The sequence below is a fragment of the Synergistaceae bacterium genome (assembly GCA_017450125.1).
In the GTDB taxonomy this organism is placed as follows: domain Bacteria; phylum Synergistota; class Synergistia; order Synergistales; family Aminobacteriaceae; genus JAFUXM01.
The window spans coordinates 12,389-28,219 of record JAFSWZ010000038.1 but is presented as its reverse complement, the minus strand read 5'-3'; the positions used below and the strand labels follow the sequence as shown (position 1 = coordinate 28,219).

The 15,831-nt window shown below is 56.3% G+C and carries 13 protein-coding genes; 11 read left to right on the top strand and 2 right to left on the bottom strand.

Annotation, left to right across the window (positions count from 1 at the left end):
• The first annotated feature begins 46 nt into the window (after window positions 1–46).
• Genes IJT02_08710 through IJT02_08680 form a run of 7 tightly spaced genes read left to right on the top strand, consistent with a single transcriptional unit; the run spans window position 47 to window position 6,874 of the window.
• Window positions 47–796: a hypothetical protein gene (locus IJT02_08710; protein ID MBQ7545005.1), complete on the top strand. Its 750-nt coding sequence runs from the start codon at window positions 47–49 to the stop codon at window positions 794–796.
• A gap of 17 nt (window positions 797–813) precedes the next feature.
• Window positions 814–1,626 (top strand): septum site-determining protein MinD, encoded by an 813-nt coding sequence (gene minD, locus IJT02_08705; GenBank protein ID MBQ7545004.1) that lies wholly within the window; start codon window positions 814–816, stop codon window positions 1,624–1,626.
• Between the two features lie 12 nt (window positions 1,627–1,638).
• Window positions 1,639–1,914, top strand: coding sequence for a cell division topological specificity factor MinE (gene minE / locus IJT02_08700; GenBank protein MBQ7545003.1), 276 nt, complete (start codon window positions 1,639–1,641; stop codon window positions 1,912–1,914).
• A 3-nt stretch (window positions 1,915–1,917) separates the two neighbouring features.
• Complete coding sequence (gene rodA, locus IJT02_08695) at window positions 1,918–3,036, top strand: rod shape-determining protein RodA (GenBank protein MBQ7545002.1); 1,119 nt, start codon at window positions 1,918–1,920, stop codon at window positions 3,034–3,036.
• Window positions 3,020–4,780 (top strand): radical SAM protein, encoded by a 1,761-nt coding sequence (locus IJT02_08690; protein MBQ7545001.1) that lies wholly within the window; start codon window positions 3,020–3,022, stop codon window positions 4,778–4,780. Before rodA ends, IJT02_08690 begins: the two co-directional genes overlap by 17 nt.
• Window positions 4,777–5,367 carry a DUF2344 domain-containing protein gene (locus tag IJT02_08685; protein MBQ7545000.1) on the top strand — a complete coding sequence of 197 codons (591 nt, stop codon included), beginning with the start codon at window positions 4,777–4,779 and terminating at the stop codon, window positions 5,365–5,367. Before IJT02_08690 ends, IJT02_08685 begins: the two co-directional genes overlap by 4 nt.
• Window positions 5,360–6,874: an Rne/Rng family ribonuclease gene (locus IJT02_08680; protein MBQ7544999.1), complete on the top strand. Its 1,515-nt coding sequence runs from the start codon at window positions 5,360–5,362 to the stop codon at window positions 6,872–6,874. Before IJT02_08685 ends, IJT02_08680 begins: the two co-directional genes overlap by 8 nt.
• Window positions 6,875–6,899: 25 nt before the next feature.
• Here the strand turns inward: IJT02_08680 and IJT02_08675 are convergent, their stop codons facing one another.
• Window positions 6,900–7,961, bottom strand: coding sequence for a DUF2157 domain-containing protein (locus IJT02_08675; GenBank protein ID MBQ7544998.1), 1,062 nt, complete (start codon window positions 7,959–7,961; stop codon window positions 6,900–6,902).
• A gap of 25 nt (window positions 7,962–7,986) precedes the next feature.
• Complete coding sequence (gene metG, locus IJT02_08670) at window positions 7,987–9,906, bottom strand: methionine--tRNA ligase (GenBank protein ID MBQ7544997.1); 1,920 nt, start codon at window positions 9,904–9,906, stop codon at window positions 7,987–7,989.
• Window positions 9,907–9,950: 44 nt separating this feature from the next.
• Between metG and dprA the strand changes: the two genes are divergently transcribed.
• From dprA to ade, 4 genes are all read left to right on the top strand, one after another.
• Window positions 9,951–11,024: a DNA-processing protein DprA gene (gene dprA, locus IJT02_08665; GenBank protein ID MBQ7544996.1), complete on the top strand. Its 1,074-nt coding sequence runs from the start codon at window positions 9,951–9,953 to the stop codon at window positions 11,022–11,024.
• A gap of 72 nt (window positions 11,025–11,096) precedes the next feature.
• Complete coding sequence (locus tag IJT02_08660) at window positions 11,097–13,721, top strand: hypothetical protein (protein ID MBQ7544995.1); 2,625 nt, start codon at window positions 11,097–11,099, stop codon at window positions 13,719–13,721.
• Window positions 13,718–14,110, top strand: coding sequence for a GtrA family protein (locus tag IJT02_08655; GenBank protein MBQ7544994.1), 393 nt, complete (start codon window positions 13,718–13,720; stop codon window positions 14,108–14,110). The genes IJT02_08660 and IJT02_08655 overlap by 4 nt, the downstream gene beginning before the upstream one ends.
• Window positions 14,107–15,828 carry an adenine deaminase gene (ade, locus tag IJT02_08650; GenBank protein MBQ7544993.1) on the top strand — a complete coding sequence of 574 codons (1,722 nt, stop codon included), beginning with the start codon at window positions 14,107–14,109 and terminating at the stop codon, window positions 15,826–15,828. The genes IJT02_08655 and ade overlap by 4 nt, the downstream gene beginning before the upstream one ends.
• Window positions 15,829–15,831 lie beyond the last annotated feature (3 nt).

The following is a 15,831-nucleotide window of genomic DNA, read 5'->3' as shown; positions in this document are numbered from 1 at the left end:
TAACATTACACCAGCACACAAAATTTTTTGACATGATGACCTAACGATGAAGATACCCAATTTGAATCTTTTGCGCAAAATCAAGAGGCCCGGAGCTCAGCCGAAACCTGAGAGGACTCACTACGGCATAAAGTTCAACCTGCCTGAGACCTTGACGGAGAAGGAACTGTTCGACACGCTCGTCGGGATACCGTCAAGCGTCTACAAGCTCTCTGACAGTCAGGGAATGGTCTTCGACTTCGGAAGCCGCGAGTGTTCCCGCCGTCTCGTGCTCAACATGCTTCAGAGCGTCGTGTGGGAGAAGGGGCTGAAGATTCTCGCTTGGCTGTCGAGCAACCAGAACAGCGTCTCACTCTTCAAGGCCGCCGGACTGTGTACGACAGAGCCAATGCAGGAGATCGACAACGCTCCCAAGCCCGAAACTCCCCCCGAACTCATCCGCGCTCCCGAACTCCGCGTGGTCTACACGTCCATGAGGAGCGGCCAGAGAATCGAGACCGACGGCGATGTCCTCGTGTGGGGGCACCTGAATCCCGGCGCGGAGGTCAAGGCCGGAGGAAGCGTCATTGTCGCAGGCCGCCTGCTCGGAGTCGTCCACGCAGGAGGGTTCGGACGTGATGACGTGTTCGTGTGGGCAGGGAGCTTCGAGACACCTCAGGTCAGAATCGGCAACAAACTGTGTTACGCTGATCCCAAATCCACAACATGCTGGCGCAAAGGAGTATTAATCACTCTTGAAGACGGCGCGCCGGTCATACGGGAACATAAATTCTTCTCAGCTGAGAAAAAACTATAGGAGGGCATAAACTCTAAATGTCAGCACGTGTAATAGTAACTACCTCAGGCAAAGGCGGGGTAGGCAAGACAACTTCCACTGCAAACATCGCGGCGGCTCTGGCCAAGTTCGGCAAGAAAGTCGTTGCGGTTGATGCGGATGTAGGCCTGCGCAATCTCGACGTGATAATGGGCCTCGAAAACAGAGTCGTGTATAACTTCATCGATGTCATAGAGAAAACCTGCAAGATGGCTCAGGCTCTCGTTAAGGACAAGAGAGTGCCGGGACTGTACCTTCTTCCCGCCGCGCAGACCCGCACCAAAGACGCGGTCAACCCGGAACAGATGGTCGCTCTGTGCGAGGAGCTCAGGCCGGACTTCGACTTCGTGCTTCTGGACTGTCCCGCAGGCATAGAGGGCGGCTTCAAGAACGCGGCCGCAGGTGCTGACGAGGCTCTTGTTGTTACAACGCCGGAAATCCCCTCAGTCAGGGACGCGGACAGGATAATCGGGATGCTCGAATCAATGGGCAAGTCCCCTATACGCCTGATCATTAACCGTCTGAGGCCTAACATGGTTCAGGACGGCGACATGCTCGCGAAGGATGATATTCTCGATGTGCTGTCGATCGACCTCATCGGCGTTGTGCCGGAAGACGAGAGCGTTATCCGCGCCACCAACAACGGCGAACCCATGACTATGACGCTGGACTCTCCTGCGGCTCAGGCGTACCTGAACATTGCGGAGCGTCTTCTTGGCCATGACGTGCCTCTGATGGATCTGGAGAGTTACGCAACGAGAGGCTTCATCAGCAAGATAAAGCAGTTCTTCACGGGCAGACGCAAAAGATAAAGGAGGATAACGATGGATTTCCTGAAAAAATTATTCGGAGGAGGCAGCGAGGGTTCACGCCAGAAGGCCAAGAACCGCTTACAGATAGTGCTTATGCATGACAGGACGGACATATCCCCCCAGCTTCTGGACAATCTCCGCGACGAGATAGTGGAAGTTCTGACCAAATATATGGACATCGAGACCAACAAGATAGAGATCAGCCTTGACCAGGACGACCAGGCCACAGCTCTCGTGGCAAACATCCCTGTAATCAGGATAAAGCGCGGAAGCATAGAGCTGCAGTAACGGATGAAGGACTTTTTTGCCTCCCTCAAGGACGACCTGATCATGACGGACAGGCTGATGCTTGGCTGTGCGGTCATGCTGTCATTGTGGGGGGTGTTCTGTATCTACAGTGCGGCGGCAGGGACTTCGGGGCGCGGCTTCGACTACGCGATGAAGCAGGCAGCGTGGCTGGTGGTGAGCATTCTCGCGATGCTGCTGGTCATGGTGTTCGGGCATCACAAGTTCCTCGAGGGAGCTTATCCGCTGTTCGGGCTGATGCTGCTGATGCTGCTGCTGACGGATCTTCTCGCGCCGAAGGTCAAGGGAGCGCAGAGCTGGATAGGTGTCGGCGGAATACGCTTCCAGCCCTCAGAGTTCGCGAAGATAGCGATAATCCTCATGATGTCGAAGTTCCTCAGCCGTTACCCGCCGCTGGACTTCAAGACGTTTTCCGCAGGACTGGGAGTGATAATGCTGCCCGTTGTTCTGGTTCTGATTCAGCCCGACGCAGGGAGCGCGCTCGTGTACATGGTGATCTCGTTCGGGATGCTTCTTGCCGCCGGAACTCCCATGAAGTACTTGGGCGGTCTCGTGGGGCTGGGAATTGCTGCCGGACCGCTGATGTATTTCTTCCTGCTGAAAGACTACCAGCGCAACAGAATACTTGTCTTCTTTGACCCGATGAGAGACCCTCTCGGCGCGGGCTACAACGTGATACAGTCGCGCATCGCCGTAGGTTCTGGTGGACTTGCGGGCAAGGGCTTCATGATGGGAACGCAGAGCAAGCTGAAATTCCTCCCCGAACCTCACACCGACTTCATCTTCAGCGTCTTTTCTGAGGAGTTCGGCTTCATCGGCAACCTCCTGCTCGTGTTCCTGTTCGGTCTTCTGCTGTACCGCGTTATCTTGGCCGGAACGAGAAGCAGGGACAGGCGGAGCAAGATTCTTGTTGCGGGAGTAGCGTCGTGGCTGTGGTTTCAGACGGTCGAGAGCATCGGAATGAGCATAGGCTTCACGCCAGTAACCGGGCTGCCTCTGCCGTTCCTGAGCTACGGAGGAAGTTCTTTGCTTGCTACGTTTATGGCACTGGGACTTGTGGCGAGCGTTTATGTGGAGGGTACGAGCAATGGCCGGAGATTTTGAGGAGTTCGCCAGTCCTGAATGGGCGTTGATGTCTCAGGTATCGCGTCCGTCGCGTTACGCCGGGAGCGAGTGGAGGCCGTACCCTAAAACGGAGTGGGATGCTTCGAGGCTCAAAATATGCCTTGCTTTCCCCGACGTGTACGAAATCGGCATGAGTTACTACGGCTTCCAGATAATCGAGGCGTTCATTTACGGAATGGATGGCGGGTATCTTGCTGACAGGGCATACTGCGTGTGGCCGGACATGGAAGAGCTTATGCGCCGCACAAACACTCCCCTTACATCGACGGAGCACCGCAAGCCTCTGAAGGACTTTGACGTTATCGCGTTCACACTCCCTCACGAGGCGGGTTACACGAACATTCTCACGATGATAGACCTAGCAGGCCTGAGGGTAAGGAGCGCAGAGCGTTCGGAGGCTGACCCGATAGTCATCGCGGGAGGTTACGGAGCATATGTCCCCGAACCCATGAGCAGCTTCATCGACGTGTTCTGCGTAGGAGAGGCTGAAGCGTTGCTGCCGTCGCTGCTGCCCGTGCTCGCGGAGACGAAGGGACTGCCTCGAGCTGAACGCCTGCAGCAGATTGCTTCTCTTCCGGGAATGTACGTGCCTCTTTTTCCCCACAATGTGGTGCGTCAGATTTCACGGGAAATATTCACGCTCTCGTCAATGATTGTCCCGAGCGTCGGGATTGTGCATGACCGTGCGGCTGTCGAACTCTTCAGGGGATGTTCGCGCGGGTGCAGGTTCTGCCAGGCCGGAATGGTCAACAGACCCGTACGCGAGAGGCCGGTCGACGAGGCCAAGACATCGATACTCAGCATACTCAAGACCACAGGCTGGGAGGAAGCCGGGTTATTGTCGCTGGCTTCTTGCGACTATTCGGGGATAGAGCAGCTCATCGACGACCTGTCGCCCGAACTCAACGAACGCCGCGCGAAGCTCAGTCTTCCGAGCCTCAGGATGGACGGCTTCTCTGTGGGCTTGGCGGAGAGGCTCGAGGGTCTGCGCTCGAAGCACGGGAGCATAACTTTTGCGCCGGAAGCAGGAACACAGAGAATGAGGGACGTAATCAACAAGGGCATCAACGAAGAAATGATAATGAACTGTCTCAGGGAGATATTCTCGCGCGGATGGGACAGGGTAAAGCTGTATTTCATGATGGGACTTCCTACGGAGACGTACGACGACCTTGACGCAATAGCCGAGCTCTCCTACCAGATACTGAAGCTCGGACGTTCTATGGGACGCAGAAAAGTTACTGTGAGCGTGTCGGTGTCGGGTTTTGTCCCGAAGGCACACACGCCGTTTCAATGGGAACGCCAGAACTCCATCGAGGAGCTCCGCGACAAGGGACGGCACATAAAGTCGCAGATTCACGACCGCGCGATAAGTGCCGCATACCACGAGCCGGAACAGACCTTCCTTGAGGGAGTGTTATCACGCGGCGACAAGAGGACGGGTGAAGTTATCCTGCGTGCGTGGCAGACAGGAGCAAGGTTCGACAACTGGACGGAGTACTTTGACCTGTCGCGGTGGCTCGAGGCGTTCAGTTACTGCGGGCTTGAGCCGGAAGAGTTTACGCGAGAGAGAGGAGAGGCAGAGACTCTTGCGTGGGATTTCGTGAAGACTGGTGTCAGCAAAGAGTTTCTGCTCAGGGAGAGGCACAAAGCATACGCCGGAGAACTTACGGTTGATTGTTTGTCTGGGTGTGCGGCCTGCGGAATAGGGTGCGCAAGATGAGAGTACGTCTGATTTACGCAAAGAGAGGCGGAGCGTGTTTCGTGCCACATATCGCGCTGGCGCAGATATTCTCGCGTTCAGCAACAAGGGCAGGCTTCAGGCTCATGATGACGCAGGGCTTCTCCCCGCGAGCAAAAATATCCTTCGGCCCGGAACTCCCCGCAGGTGTCGTCGCACTCCGTGAACCCGTCGATGTCTGGTTTGGTGACGAACCGCAGGACATTGCCGCGCGGCTCAACGCATCGCTTCCCGAAGGCTTAAGCATTGTAGGAGCACTCTATCCTCACGAAGACTCACCCAATCTCGGCAAGTTCTGCCTTCACGCAGAATACCTCCTCAGGAACATTAACGGCCTCGAACTCGAAGGCATTGCAAGAGACTTCTACGGTGATGCAGTCTTCATGATGGAGCACAATGACGGCTGGCTGAGGCTGATACTCTCCGCGCCGTCGCAGAACCCGATAGGCGGGCTGGTGAGGCACATGATTCACGAAAACATAATAGCAGGATGGCACGAAATGAACATCGTACGCGTTGGGGTAGGAATATACGACGAACAAGAAGGCGAAGTGTTGATTTATGCCTGACGTGAAGATTATCGCTGACCTCAGGGAGCACGAACAGTCCAGAGTGGCTATACTTGAGGACGGACGGCTCGCAGAAGTCTTCATCGACTACAGCTTTGAGGACGACGAACGGGGCGCAAAGGTCTCGCGTCTCTCCCGTCAGGGGGACATCTTCAAGGCGCGCGTCGACAAGATACTTCCCGCGATAAACGCAGCTTTTGTTGCCCTGACCTCTCACGGCCGCAAGAACGGCGAAGGACGCAACGCCTTCATGTACATTGCCGACACAGACGAAGTCAAGCCCGGACAGAACATCATCGTTCAGGTAACGAAGAACGCACGCCAGAACAAAGCTCCGAGAGTGAGCATGAGGGTGTCAGTTCCCGGCAGGTGGCTCGTGCTTGTCCCGGAAAGCTCAGAGCTCGGTGTCTCGCACAGGATTGCCGACAACGCAGAACGCAAACGTCTCCGCGCAATCGCCGAACAGCTCAAGGCCTCAGCACCCGGCTTCGGAGTGGTCATCAGGACTGCCGCAGAAGGTGTGAGCGAAGAACTCTTGAGGGCGGACATGGCTTCGCTGCTCGAGCTCTGGAAGGACATACGACACAAGGCAAAGCACATCCCCTCGCCGTGCCTGCTTTACCGCGACACCGGGACGCTGGGTAAAGTCCTGCGTGATGAGATAGCTGGCGGAATAGACGAAATCATTGTCGATGACCCGGACGAATTTGAGCGCGCAAAAGCGTTCGTGGAAAGATTTTTCCCTGAGAAGCCTAACCTTCAGCTATACACCGGCACAACTCCTATCTTCGAGTATTTCGGCATCGAGAAGGAGATTGCGGAAGCCCTCGAACGCAAGGTCTGGCTCAGGAGCGGGGCATATCTTGTGATCGACCAGACGGAAGCACTCACTGTGGTTGACGTGAACACCGGCAAGTTCACCAGCGCGCCGGACATGAGGCACACGGTCTTAGCGACGAACCTAGAGGCAGCAGATGAGATAGCACGGCAGCTGAGGCTGAGGGCAGTTGGCGGGATTGTGGTTGTGGACTTCATTGACATGGAAGAGGAAGAGGACAGGCGCGAACTCCTGAAACACTTCGGGGAATGTGTAAGCCGCGACAGGCTCAAGGCACGGGTGTTCAGCATCACACAGCTGGGGCTTGTGGAGCTCACGAGGAAGCGCGAACGTTCAGACCTGCGCACTCTGCTCACGAGGAACTGTCCGGTCTGCGGAGGTTGCGGGTACGTTGAGCGCGAGGAGAATATTGCGCTGAGGATAAAGCGTTTCGTCAGGAAGATTACGGGCGCGAACAACTCGGAGGCGTTCCTTCTGCAGGTGAGCGTGCACATGGCTTCGTACTTAAGCAAGGTGCGAAGCGAGTGGGAAGAGGAGTTCGGGAGGAAGATATTTCTTGCGGGCATGGAGGATTTCCCGACGGACAAGTTCAGGCTGGAGTATCAGAGGAGCTTGAGCGAGGCGGAAGCGCGCGCGAAGGAGCTCGGGAACAAAGGCGAGGCAGATTGATGAAGTCTGCCCCGTCTTAATAACGTTATTCTTCTTTTGCCTTCCTGCCGGAATATATCCCCGCAATCAAGAACGCCAGTCCGGCGAGCCCGAAGCCCCACGCCTTCGGAATGTACCCGAACAGCTGGTCGAAGAAGTACCTCACCACCAGCATTACGCAGAACACAACGCCTATCACGCCGTGCCCGCGCCAGATGTTGACGACCATTACGCACGCAGTCAACACCGCACTCACGACAGCGAGGACGCTTCCCCACGACGCGAGGCCGTCCCGCCAGACTTCCGGCCAAGTCAGCACGAACCCGCACAGCCCCGCAACAAGAAGCCCCAGAATCTCCGCATCACCGAACTTCGAGAACGACGCTCCTGCTCCGGCGAGCGCAAGAATTATCAGCGTCCATGTTCCGCCGAAACACAGGCTCATTCGCGAGGCCAGCAGAAGCAGCGTCAGCATCATGCTGATGTTCACCGCCGTGCGGTCATTCACGCGCTTGCAGACTACCCACAATGCCGCTATCAGCCCGAAGCCCTCGAGAGGCAGGAAGAACTGTGAGAGAGGAAGCCTCGATGTACCTATGAACTCAAGCGCAAAGATGTCGATTGCGTTTATCCAGACCAGATAGACCAGAGAGACGGCCTGCGAGAAGTACACCTGCCACGTGTCCAGCGCGAACAGCGACGTGAACACCAGCTCCACAAGCCACCAGCCCAGAACCTCCGAGAAACTCAGCTTGATGTTGTACATTCTGGTTATCAGGTAAATTCCTGCCCCGAAGATTATGCTCGCCAGAAGAAGAAATGCCCTGCCCCAGCGCGTCTGGCTCCTGCCCGTGAATGAGTATGCGCACATCGACAACAGGTATCCCGCTCCGATTACGCAGACACGGAAGAACTTGCCCAGAGTGTGCCAGTGTGCCGCGATGAAGCTCACGAACGCCAGCACGAGAAGGACAGCTCCCGCAATCAGCAGAATCTTCCTCAGGCTGTGTTCCTTGACCTCGTACAGCGCGAGAATCTTTCCGGCCTGCTCCTCAGTGATTATTTCCTGCTCCGTCCAGAGATTAGCCTCTGAACTCAGGAAGTCCATTTCACGCTTCCTTATGCCCTGCACATCAGCTCACCCGACTTCCTAACGGTATATCCTTCTCCGGCGTTATCAGGGTCAACTGCTCCGACTTGCCGTCCTTCTTGACCGACGCACACAGAATCATTCCCCTGCTCTCTATGCCCATCAGCTTGGCGGGTTTCAGGTTCGTTACGAGGATTACGCGCTTGCCGATGAGTTCTTCTGTCGTGAAGAATGCCTTGATGCCGGAACACACCGTGCGCTTCTCGTAGCCCAAATCAACCTCGAGCTTGTAGAGCTTCTTGGACTTCGGAATCTCCTCGCACTTCGTTACCTGAGCAACACGCATTTCTACACGGCCGAAATCCTCAATGCCTATCTCCTCTTCGTGCGGGGGCTCAGGGATAACGGGGGCTTTCTCGGCCTCTCTGTCCTTCTTCCACTGCTCGATGTCTATGCGCGGGAAAAGTACTTCCGCCTTCTTGATGGCCGTGCCCTTGCCGTCTCCCCACGTGAACGCGTCGTACTGCATCGACAGCGGGTCGCCCTCTTGGCCGAGCTGTGCCCAGATTCGCCGCGCTGTGTCAGGCATCGTCGGAGCAATCAGCAGTGCCGAGAGCCTCAGTGCCTCGTACAGGTTCAGCAGGACGAATGAGAGTCTCTCCGCCTGAGCTTCATCCTTCGCGAGCTTCCACGGCATCGTCTCGTCAATGAACTTGTTTGCCCTACCGATGAACTCCCAGATTACGGAGAGTGCCTCGCTGTACGCGTAGCTGTTCATCGCTTCGTCGACACGCCCCAGCGTAGAAGCTGCCATGCCGCTCAACACTGAGGACGGTTCGACGCACGAAGGCACAACACCTTCACGGTAGCTCTGTATCATCTGAAGGGTGCGGTTGAGGAGGTTGCCCAAGTCGTTGGCTAGGTCGCTGTTTATCCTCCCCACAAGCGCGAGCTCCGAGAAATCGCCGTCGTTCCCGAAAGGCACTTCACGCAGAAGAAAATACCTGAACGGGTCAAGGCCGTACCTGTCGACCATCTTGAACGGGTCAACAACATTCTTGCGCGTCTTGCTCATCTTCTCGCCGTCAACCGTCCACCAGCCGTGCGCGATAACCTCGACGGGAAGAGGCAGACCGAGCGCGAGCAGCATCAGCGGCCAGATTACGCAGTGGAAGCGTATGATGTCCTTGCCGACCATGTGCCGGACATGAGGCCACCACTTCTTGAACATCTCCGGGTCATCGAGGTAGCCGATTGCCGCCGCGTAGTTGATGAGCGCGTCGAACCACACATAAATCACGTGCTTTTCGTCGCCGGGCACGGGTATCCCCCACTTCAGGGACGTTCTGCTGACGGACTGGTCTTTTACCCCGCCCTTGAGGAAGCTCATTATCTCGTTGTAGCGCACGGAGGGAATTACGGCCTTCATGTGTTCTTCGTAGTACGCGATAAGCTGCGGAACGTACTTGCTCCCTCTGAAGAAGTAGCTCTCTTCCTCCATTATCGTCAGAGGACGGCCGCAGTCGGGACAGGTCTTGTTCGGGCCCATCGCGTTTTCGGGGACGTAGGTCTCGTCGGGAACGCAGTAATAACCTGAATACGTGCCCTTGTAGATGTCTCCCTGCTCGATCAGCTTCGCGAACATTGCCTGTACTACCTTGATGTGCCGCTCTTCCGTCGTGCGGATGAAATCATCGTTGCTGATGTTGAGGACACGCCACAAGTCCTTGAAGTTCACGTGTATCCTGTCGACAAGTGCCTGAGGAGTTATGCCCTGAGCTTCTGCCGCCGCCTGAATCTTCTGCCCGTGCTCGTCAGTCCCTGTGAGGAAGCGGACGCTGTAGCCCTTCATCCGCTTGTAGCGCGCCATCGTGTCGCAGGCTATCGTCGTGTAGGCGTGCCCTATGTGCGGAATGTCGTTGACGTAATATATTGGTGTGGTGATGTAGAACGTCTTGTCCATGAAAAAATTGTCCTCCGAAAAAATTGTGATAGGCTAATCATATCATGTATGACATAACAACAGCAGGCCTACTCTTCAATGCCGCCGGTGTACCCTGCTCGATGTTCAGGCGGCTCTGCTCGGAGTTCTCGCCGGAAGACGCGGGCTCTCATTCCTTGTGGGAGGAACTGGGCATGACGAGCTCACAGAAGCAGCGTCTCACCTCCCTTCTCGCCAAAGACAGCTGGGCAGAACAGGAGCTCGAACGTACGGAGTCCTTCGGCGCATCATTCATCACCATCAAGGACATCACCTACCCGGCACTTCTCCTTGATCTCGACAAGCCCCCCGTCGGGCTGTACGTCAAAGGCACGGTGAACATCTCGCTTCCGTCGGTCTCAGTTGTCGGGACGCGTCGGCCAAGTTCATACGGGCAGAACACAGCAACGCAGCTCGGGAGGGCTTTAGCGCGCGCAGGAATAACCGTAACCAGCGGAGGTGCGTCAGGTGTCGACAGCGCAGGGCACAGGGGAGCTCTCGCGGAGGATGGGTTCACTGTTGCGGTGTTCGGGACAGGAATCGACGTGATATATCCTTCGTCGAACAGAGACTTGTTCAGCCGCATCGCAGAGAGAGGAGCAATCGTGTCTGAATACCCCTTCGGGACAACCGGCGAGGGCTGGAGGTTCGTAGAGCGCAACAGAATCATTGCCGCACTCTCAGGGAGGACGGTTGTTGTGGAGAGTTCGGAGACCGGCGGGGCGATGCACACAGCGAGAATGTGCGTACGTCTTGGCCGCGAACTCTGGGCAGTTCCGGGACGAATCAGCGAGGAGACTTGCGGCGGAACTAACAGGCTCATTGCTGAGGGGGCGAAAATTCTCGTGAGCGTTGAGGAGTTCGTTGCGTCAGTTGCCGGTCATCGTGAGCAGTTGTCGCTAGGGCTCGGTGAACCTCCTGAACTCTCGGAAGATGCTCAGGCGGTGTACTCATTGCTTCAGAGGCAGGGCGGGCGTACTGCAGACGAAATCGTCAGGGAGACCGGGCAGGACTTCGTGAGCGTGAACTCCGCGCTGATGGAGCTCGAGGCGGAGGCTCTCATCACGAACGCAGGGGGCAGGTACTCAGCTTTAGCATGAAGCGGAAAATTCCGACAATAAATATTATCCCAACAAAAAACGAGGCATAGCCAGAGGACGGAGAAGGAGATCATGAGGATCAATCACAACATATCAGCGTTAAGTGCCTTCAACGTGATGAAGGACACGGGCAAGAAACTCGACGGGACAATTCAGGCACTGTCTACGGGTTTCCAGATAAACAGTGCCGCCGACGATGAAGCCGGAATGGAGATAAGCGAGAGCATGAGGGCACAGATAAGCGGCCTCGACACTGCTCTTGAGAATGCTCAGGACGGAATAAGCCTTCTTCAGACCGCAGAAGGAGCACTGCAGGACACGACAGGAATGCTTCACCGTATGCGCGAACTCTCAGTTCAGGCGGCGACGGGGACACTGACCCAGCAGGATCGCGAGCACATCCAGAAGGAGATAGACCAGCTCAAGAAGGAGATTGACCGCACAGCGCACACAACGCAGTTCAACAAGAAGAAGCTCCTCAACGGCGAGACCGGCCTCGAGTGGTCAGCGAGTGAACTCGGGGTAAGGGCATACATCACCGGCGAGAACGGCGGGAACGCCGAAGGCGACTTTGAGGGGAACTACCAGTTCGACGTGAGCGTGGACGACGCGGGGCAGGGGCAGGTCCAGAAGACAAACATCTTCAGCATACAGCACGCAGAGTCCTATCTACGCTACGAAGAGTTTGAGATCAACATAGTTGAAGGTACGGACACACTCGGCGAAACTTCAGGCAAGGGCTGGACGTTCGATGACGGAGGCTTCCTGCACATCACGGGGGACGGAACTTACAGCGTGATAGGTACTCTCGACGCATCAGGCGGCACAATAGCGACCGGCCACTACATCAAGGTAGACGGCGGTGTCAAGGCAACGATAATTATCCGCGACGTGCACATTGAGGCGACAAAGTACGCATTCGACATGGTCGGTGCTGATGTTGACCTGTGGATAGACCCCGGCGACCACGACAACGAAAACATTTTCCGCACGAACATGGGAGGCCCTCACAGCTCGGCGATTCAGGCCTCCGAAGGCTCAACCCTGACGATAAGCAGCATGAAGGGCGACTACCAGACAGCCGGTAAACTCCGCGCAGAAGGAAGTACGCACGGAGCAGGGATCGGCGGCTCATGCTACGCAGTCGGAGGCGGAGCTTCACCTGCTGGCGACATCACGATTTTCGGCGGAACGATTACTGCGATAGGCGGCGAGTACGGAGCTGGCATCGGCGGAGGAAGTGCCGGGGGCTCGCTGCCCGGGCACAGCGGAAACATCACCATCAACGGCGGAATTGTTACTGCCACAGGAGGCGTAGGCGGTGCGGGCATCGGTTCAGGTTCTGGAGTTTCTGCGGGCAGCAATTACCCCAACGAAGGGACGATAAAGATACGCGGAGGAACTGTAACTGCGACGGGCGGCGAAGGAAACGCATACACCGGCAAAGGTGCGGCAATCGGAGGCGGCGGTGGTGTTCAGGGCGGAACTATCACCATACAGAACGGGCTTGACCTCACAGTTGACGGCTTCACTGACGCTGAGCAGACAGAGCCTATCGGGCATGGAGAGAGAGCCAGCTCGGCAGATGTTACGTACAAGGACATGAAGCGTCCTGCCGCTAGGGAAACCCCAGAGAAACCCAAGCGCGAGATAAGCTCAGGGCTCGAAATGGTGGATTACGAGCTCAGCGAGATAGAGCAGTTCTACACCGACGACGGACGCTTTCTCCTTGATGATGCGCAGAAGCTCACGATAACTCAGGGCGACGGCAAAACCGCGAGCGTTATGCTTTACGCTTCTGACACGATGCGGGATGTCGCCGCAAAGATCAATGACGCAATAAGCGTCGGGCTCGGCCAGAGCAAATACCTCACCAAAGCTGAAGACAACAACAACTTCTGCAACATAGCGCGCGGAGGCTTCGGCACGTCAGAATCTGTAGTGGAAACGGCAGACACCGGAGCAACCGAGTCATCCACCCTGCTTGTGCGCTCTGTAGTTGCGGGAAAAGCGGGCGAGCTCAGCTTCTCGGGCAGCCAGGAAATGCTGAACGTTCTCGGGCTGAACACCGTACAGTCCTCAAAGGAAGCGACGTACAAGACGACGATTCGCGAGGCACATTCGGGCGAAATTGTCGCTAAGGACGTGAAGACGACGGGCAGCAAACTTCACGGCATTATTGCCCCACACATTGACGTAGAGTTCGACGCGATGAAGCCGGTTGCGGCCAAGTGGGACGACAAGGATAAGAAGTACGTTCTGGGCTCTGCGGGCACATACTCTTTCGACCTGCACCTGAAGGACAACAGTGTGAAGCTGCAGACGGGCGCGTACGAGGGCGACAGGTTCAGCATCAGCATCGGAAACATGACCGCATCAGCACTCGGCCTTGACGGCGTGAATGTCTCCTCGCAGGAAGCGGCAGTACGTTCGCTGACGATGATTGACGGCGCAATCGACAAAGTATCTTCTCAGCGCGCAAAACTCGGAGCATCGCAGAACACTCTTGAGCACATCACGGAGAAGCTGCGCATCGAGAGCAGGAACATGAACGAAGCTGAGAGCCGCATACGTGATGCTGACATGGCACGAATGATGATGAAGTTCACGAAGCTGAACATACGGCTTCAGGCGACAAATTCCGTTTTCACGCAGGCTAACCAGACACCCCAGCAGGTACTGAGCTTAATGAGATGAAACAGCTGATACTCTATGGAATCTTTGGCGTATTAACAACAGTCCTCAACATCTTTGCGTACTGGGCATTGACTCGGGTTCTGGGACTGGCGGTCGTGCCTTCGACGGTGATTGCGTGGACAGTCGCAGTCTTCTTTGCGTACTACACCAACCGCAAATACGTTTTCCGCAGCACGGAGGCTTCTTTCAGGGGAATGCTCCGAGAGGCGGCATACTTCTTCGGTGCGAGGATAACTACGGGAGTGATTGACGTTATCATCATGTACGTGTTCGTTGACGTTCTGGGCTTCCACGACGTGTTCATAAAGACTGCCTCGAACGTTCTGGTGGTGATCCTCAATTACGTGTTCAGCAAGCTGATAATCTTCAAGGGGGAAAGCAATTCATGAACAGACTGGCGGCATGTGCGAGGGGAGACATTCCCGCAGAGCTGGTGATACACAACGCACGGATAGCTAACGTCTACAGCCTGAGCTACGAACCGGCAGACGTGGCAGTTTACGGCGGGCGTATTGCGGGCATCGGAACGGGCTACAGCGGACGCGTGAATGTTGACGCAGGAGGAAGGGTGTTAATCCCCTCGATGATTGACGGGCACGTACACATTGAGGACACGATGATGACCCCGCAGAACTTTGCCCTTACTGCCGCGCGTTTCGGGACGGGAACAGTTCTTGCTGACCCTCATGAGATCTCCAACGCTCTCGGCATTAAGGGGCTAGAGTACATGTTCCGGGCATCGCAGGGACTGCCGGTCGACATCTTCTACGGAGCACCGTCATGCGTACCGGCGAGCGAGCTCGAGACACCCTTTGAGGAGCTCGACATGGTTGCGGTGAAATCCATGTTCGACAGGGGATTAGTCCAGCACTTGGGCGAGATGATGAACTTTCCCGCAGTTATCGCCGGAGACCCGGAAGCATGGGGGAAAATTCTTGCGGCTGGCAACGTACCATTAACCGGCCACGCGCCCGGAGTGTCCGGCAAAGCCCTCAACGCCTACCTTGCGAGTGGCGTGAACTCCGACCACGAATGCACTGACCTCAACGAAGCGAGGGAGAAACTTTCGCGGGGAATGTGGCTGATGATTCGCGAGGGAGCTTCCTTCCTCGACCTGAAAACTCTCCTGCCCCTCATCAAGGAGAACCCCCTCAATGCCGCACGCTGTATGGTTGTGAGCGACGACATAACCGCACGCTACCTTCTTGAGCGCGGGCACATGGACGAGAAGATGCGCATCATGATAAGCGAGGGGCTTGACCCGTTCGTTGCCCTGAGGATGGTAACGCTGAGCCCTGCCGAGTACTTCAGGCTTCACGACAGAGGAGGCATCGCGCCGGGAATGAAGGCTGACTTTGCCCTCCTCGATGCTGATACGATGGACGAGAATTTCACTGTCCGCGAGGTCTGGAAGGACGGGCGGCTTGCTGTGCGTGATGATGATGTCTTCACGGCGAACGACGCAGAACACGCCGCGCCGGTTTTGCGCGTGAGGGTGAAGAACGTCCCCACAACGGAACAGATACGCGTTCCTGCGCAGGACGGAATGCTGAACGTGATCGGCGTAACCGAAGGCACAGTCATAACTAACACCTTAACCCTGCCCCCTAAAACCTGCGGCGGCTTTGCCGTGCCTGACACTGAACGCGACATCGCGAAGATTGTCGTGCTCGAACGCCACAGGGACACGGGACGCTTCGGTGTCGGCTTCGTGAAGGGGCTCGGGATAATGCGCGGGGCTGTGGGGAGCTCTGTTGCGCATGACGCACACAATTACGTTGTGGCTGGTGCGGACGACGAGAGCATAATCACGGCGTTGAAGGCTCTCGCAGAGATGGGCGGAGGCCTGGTAGTCAGTGAAGGCGCGGAGGTGAAGGCATCTTTTGCCCTGCCTATCGGAGGACTGATGAGCTACCTTGAACCCGAGCAGGTCTGCGCGGAGCTCACGAAGATGGAGACAGCCGCAGGGGCTCTCGGTGTGAGGATACCTCACCCGTTCATGGTGCTGTCGTTCTTGTGCCTTAGCGTGATTCCTGAGCTGAGGATAACTGACTTGGGGTATGTTGACATAACGAAGGGCGGAAAACAGCCCCTTTTTGTGAGATAATTA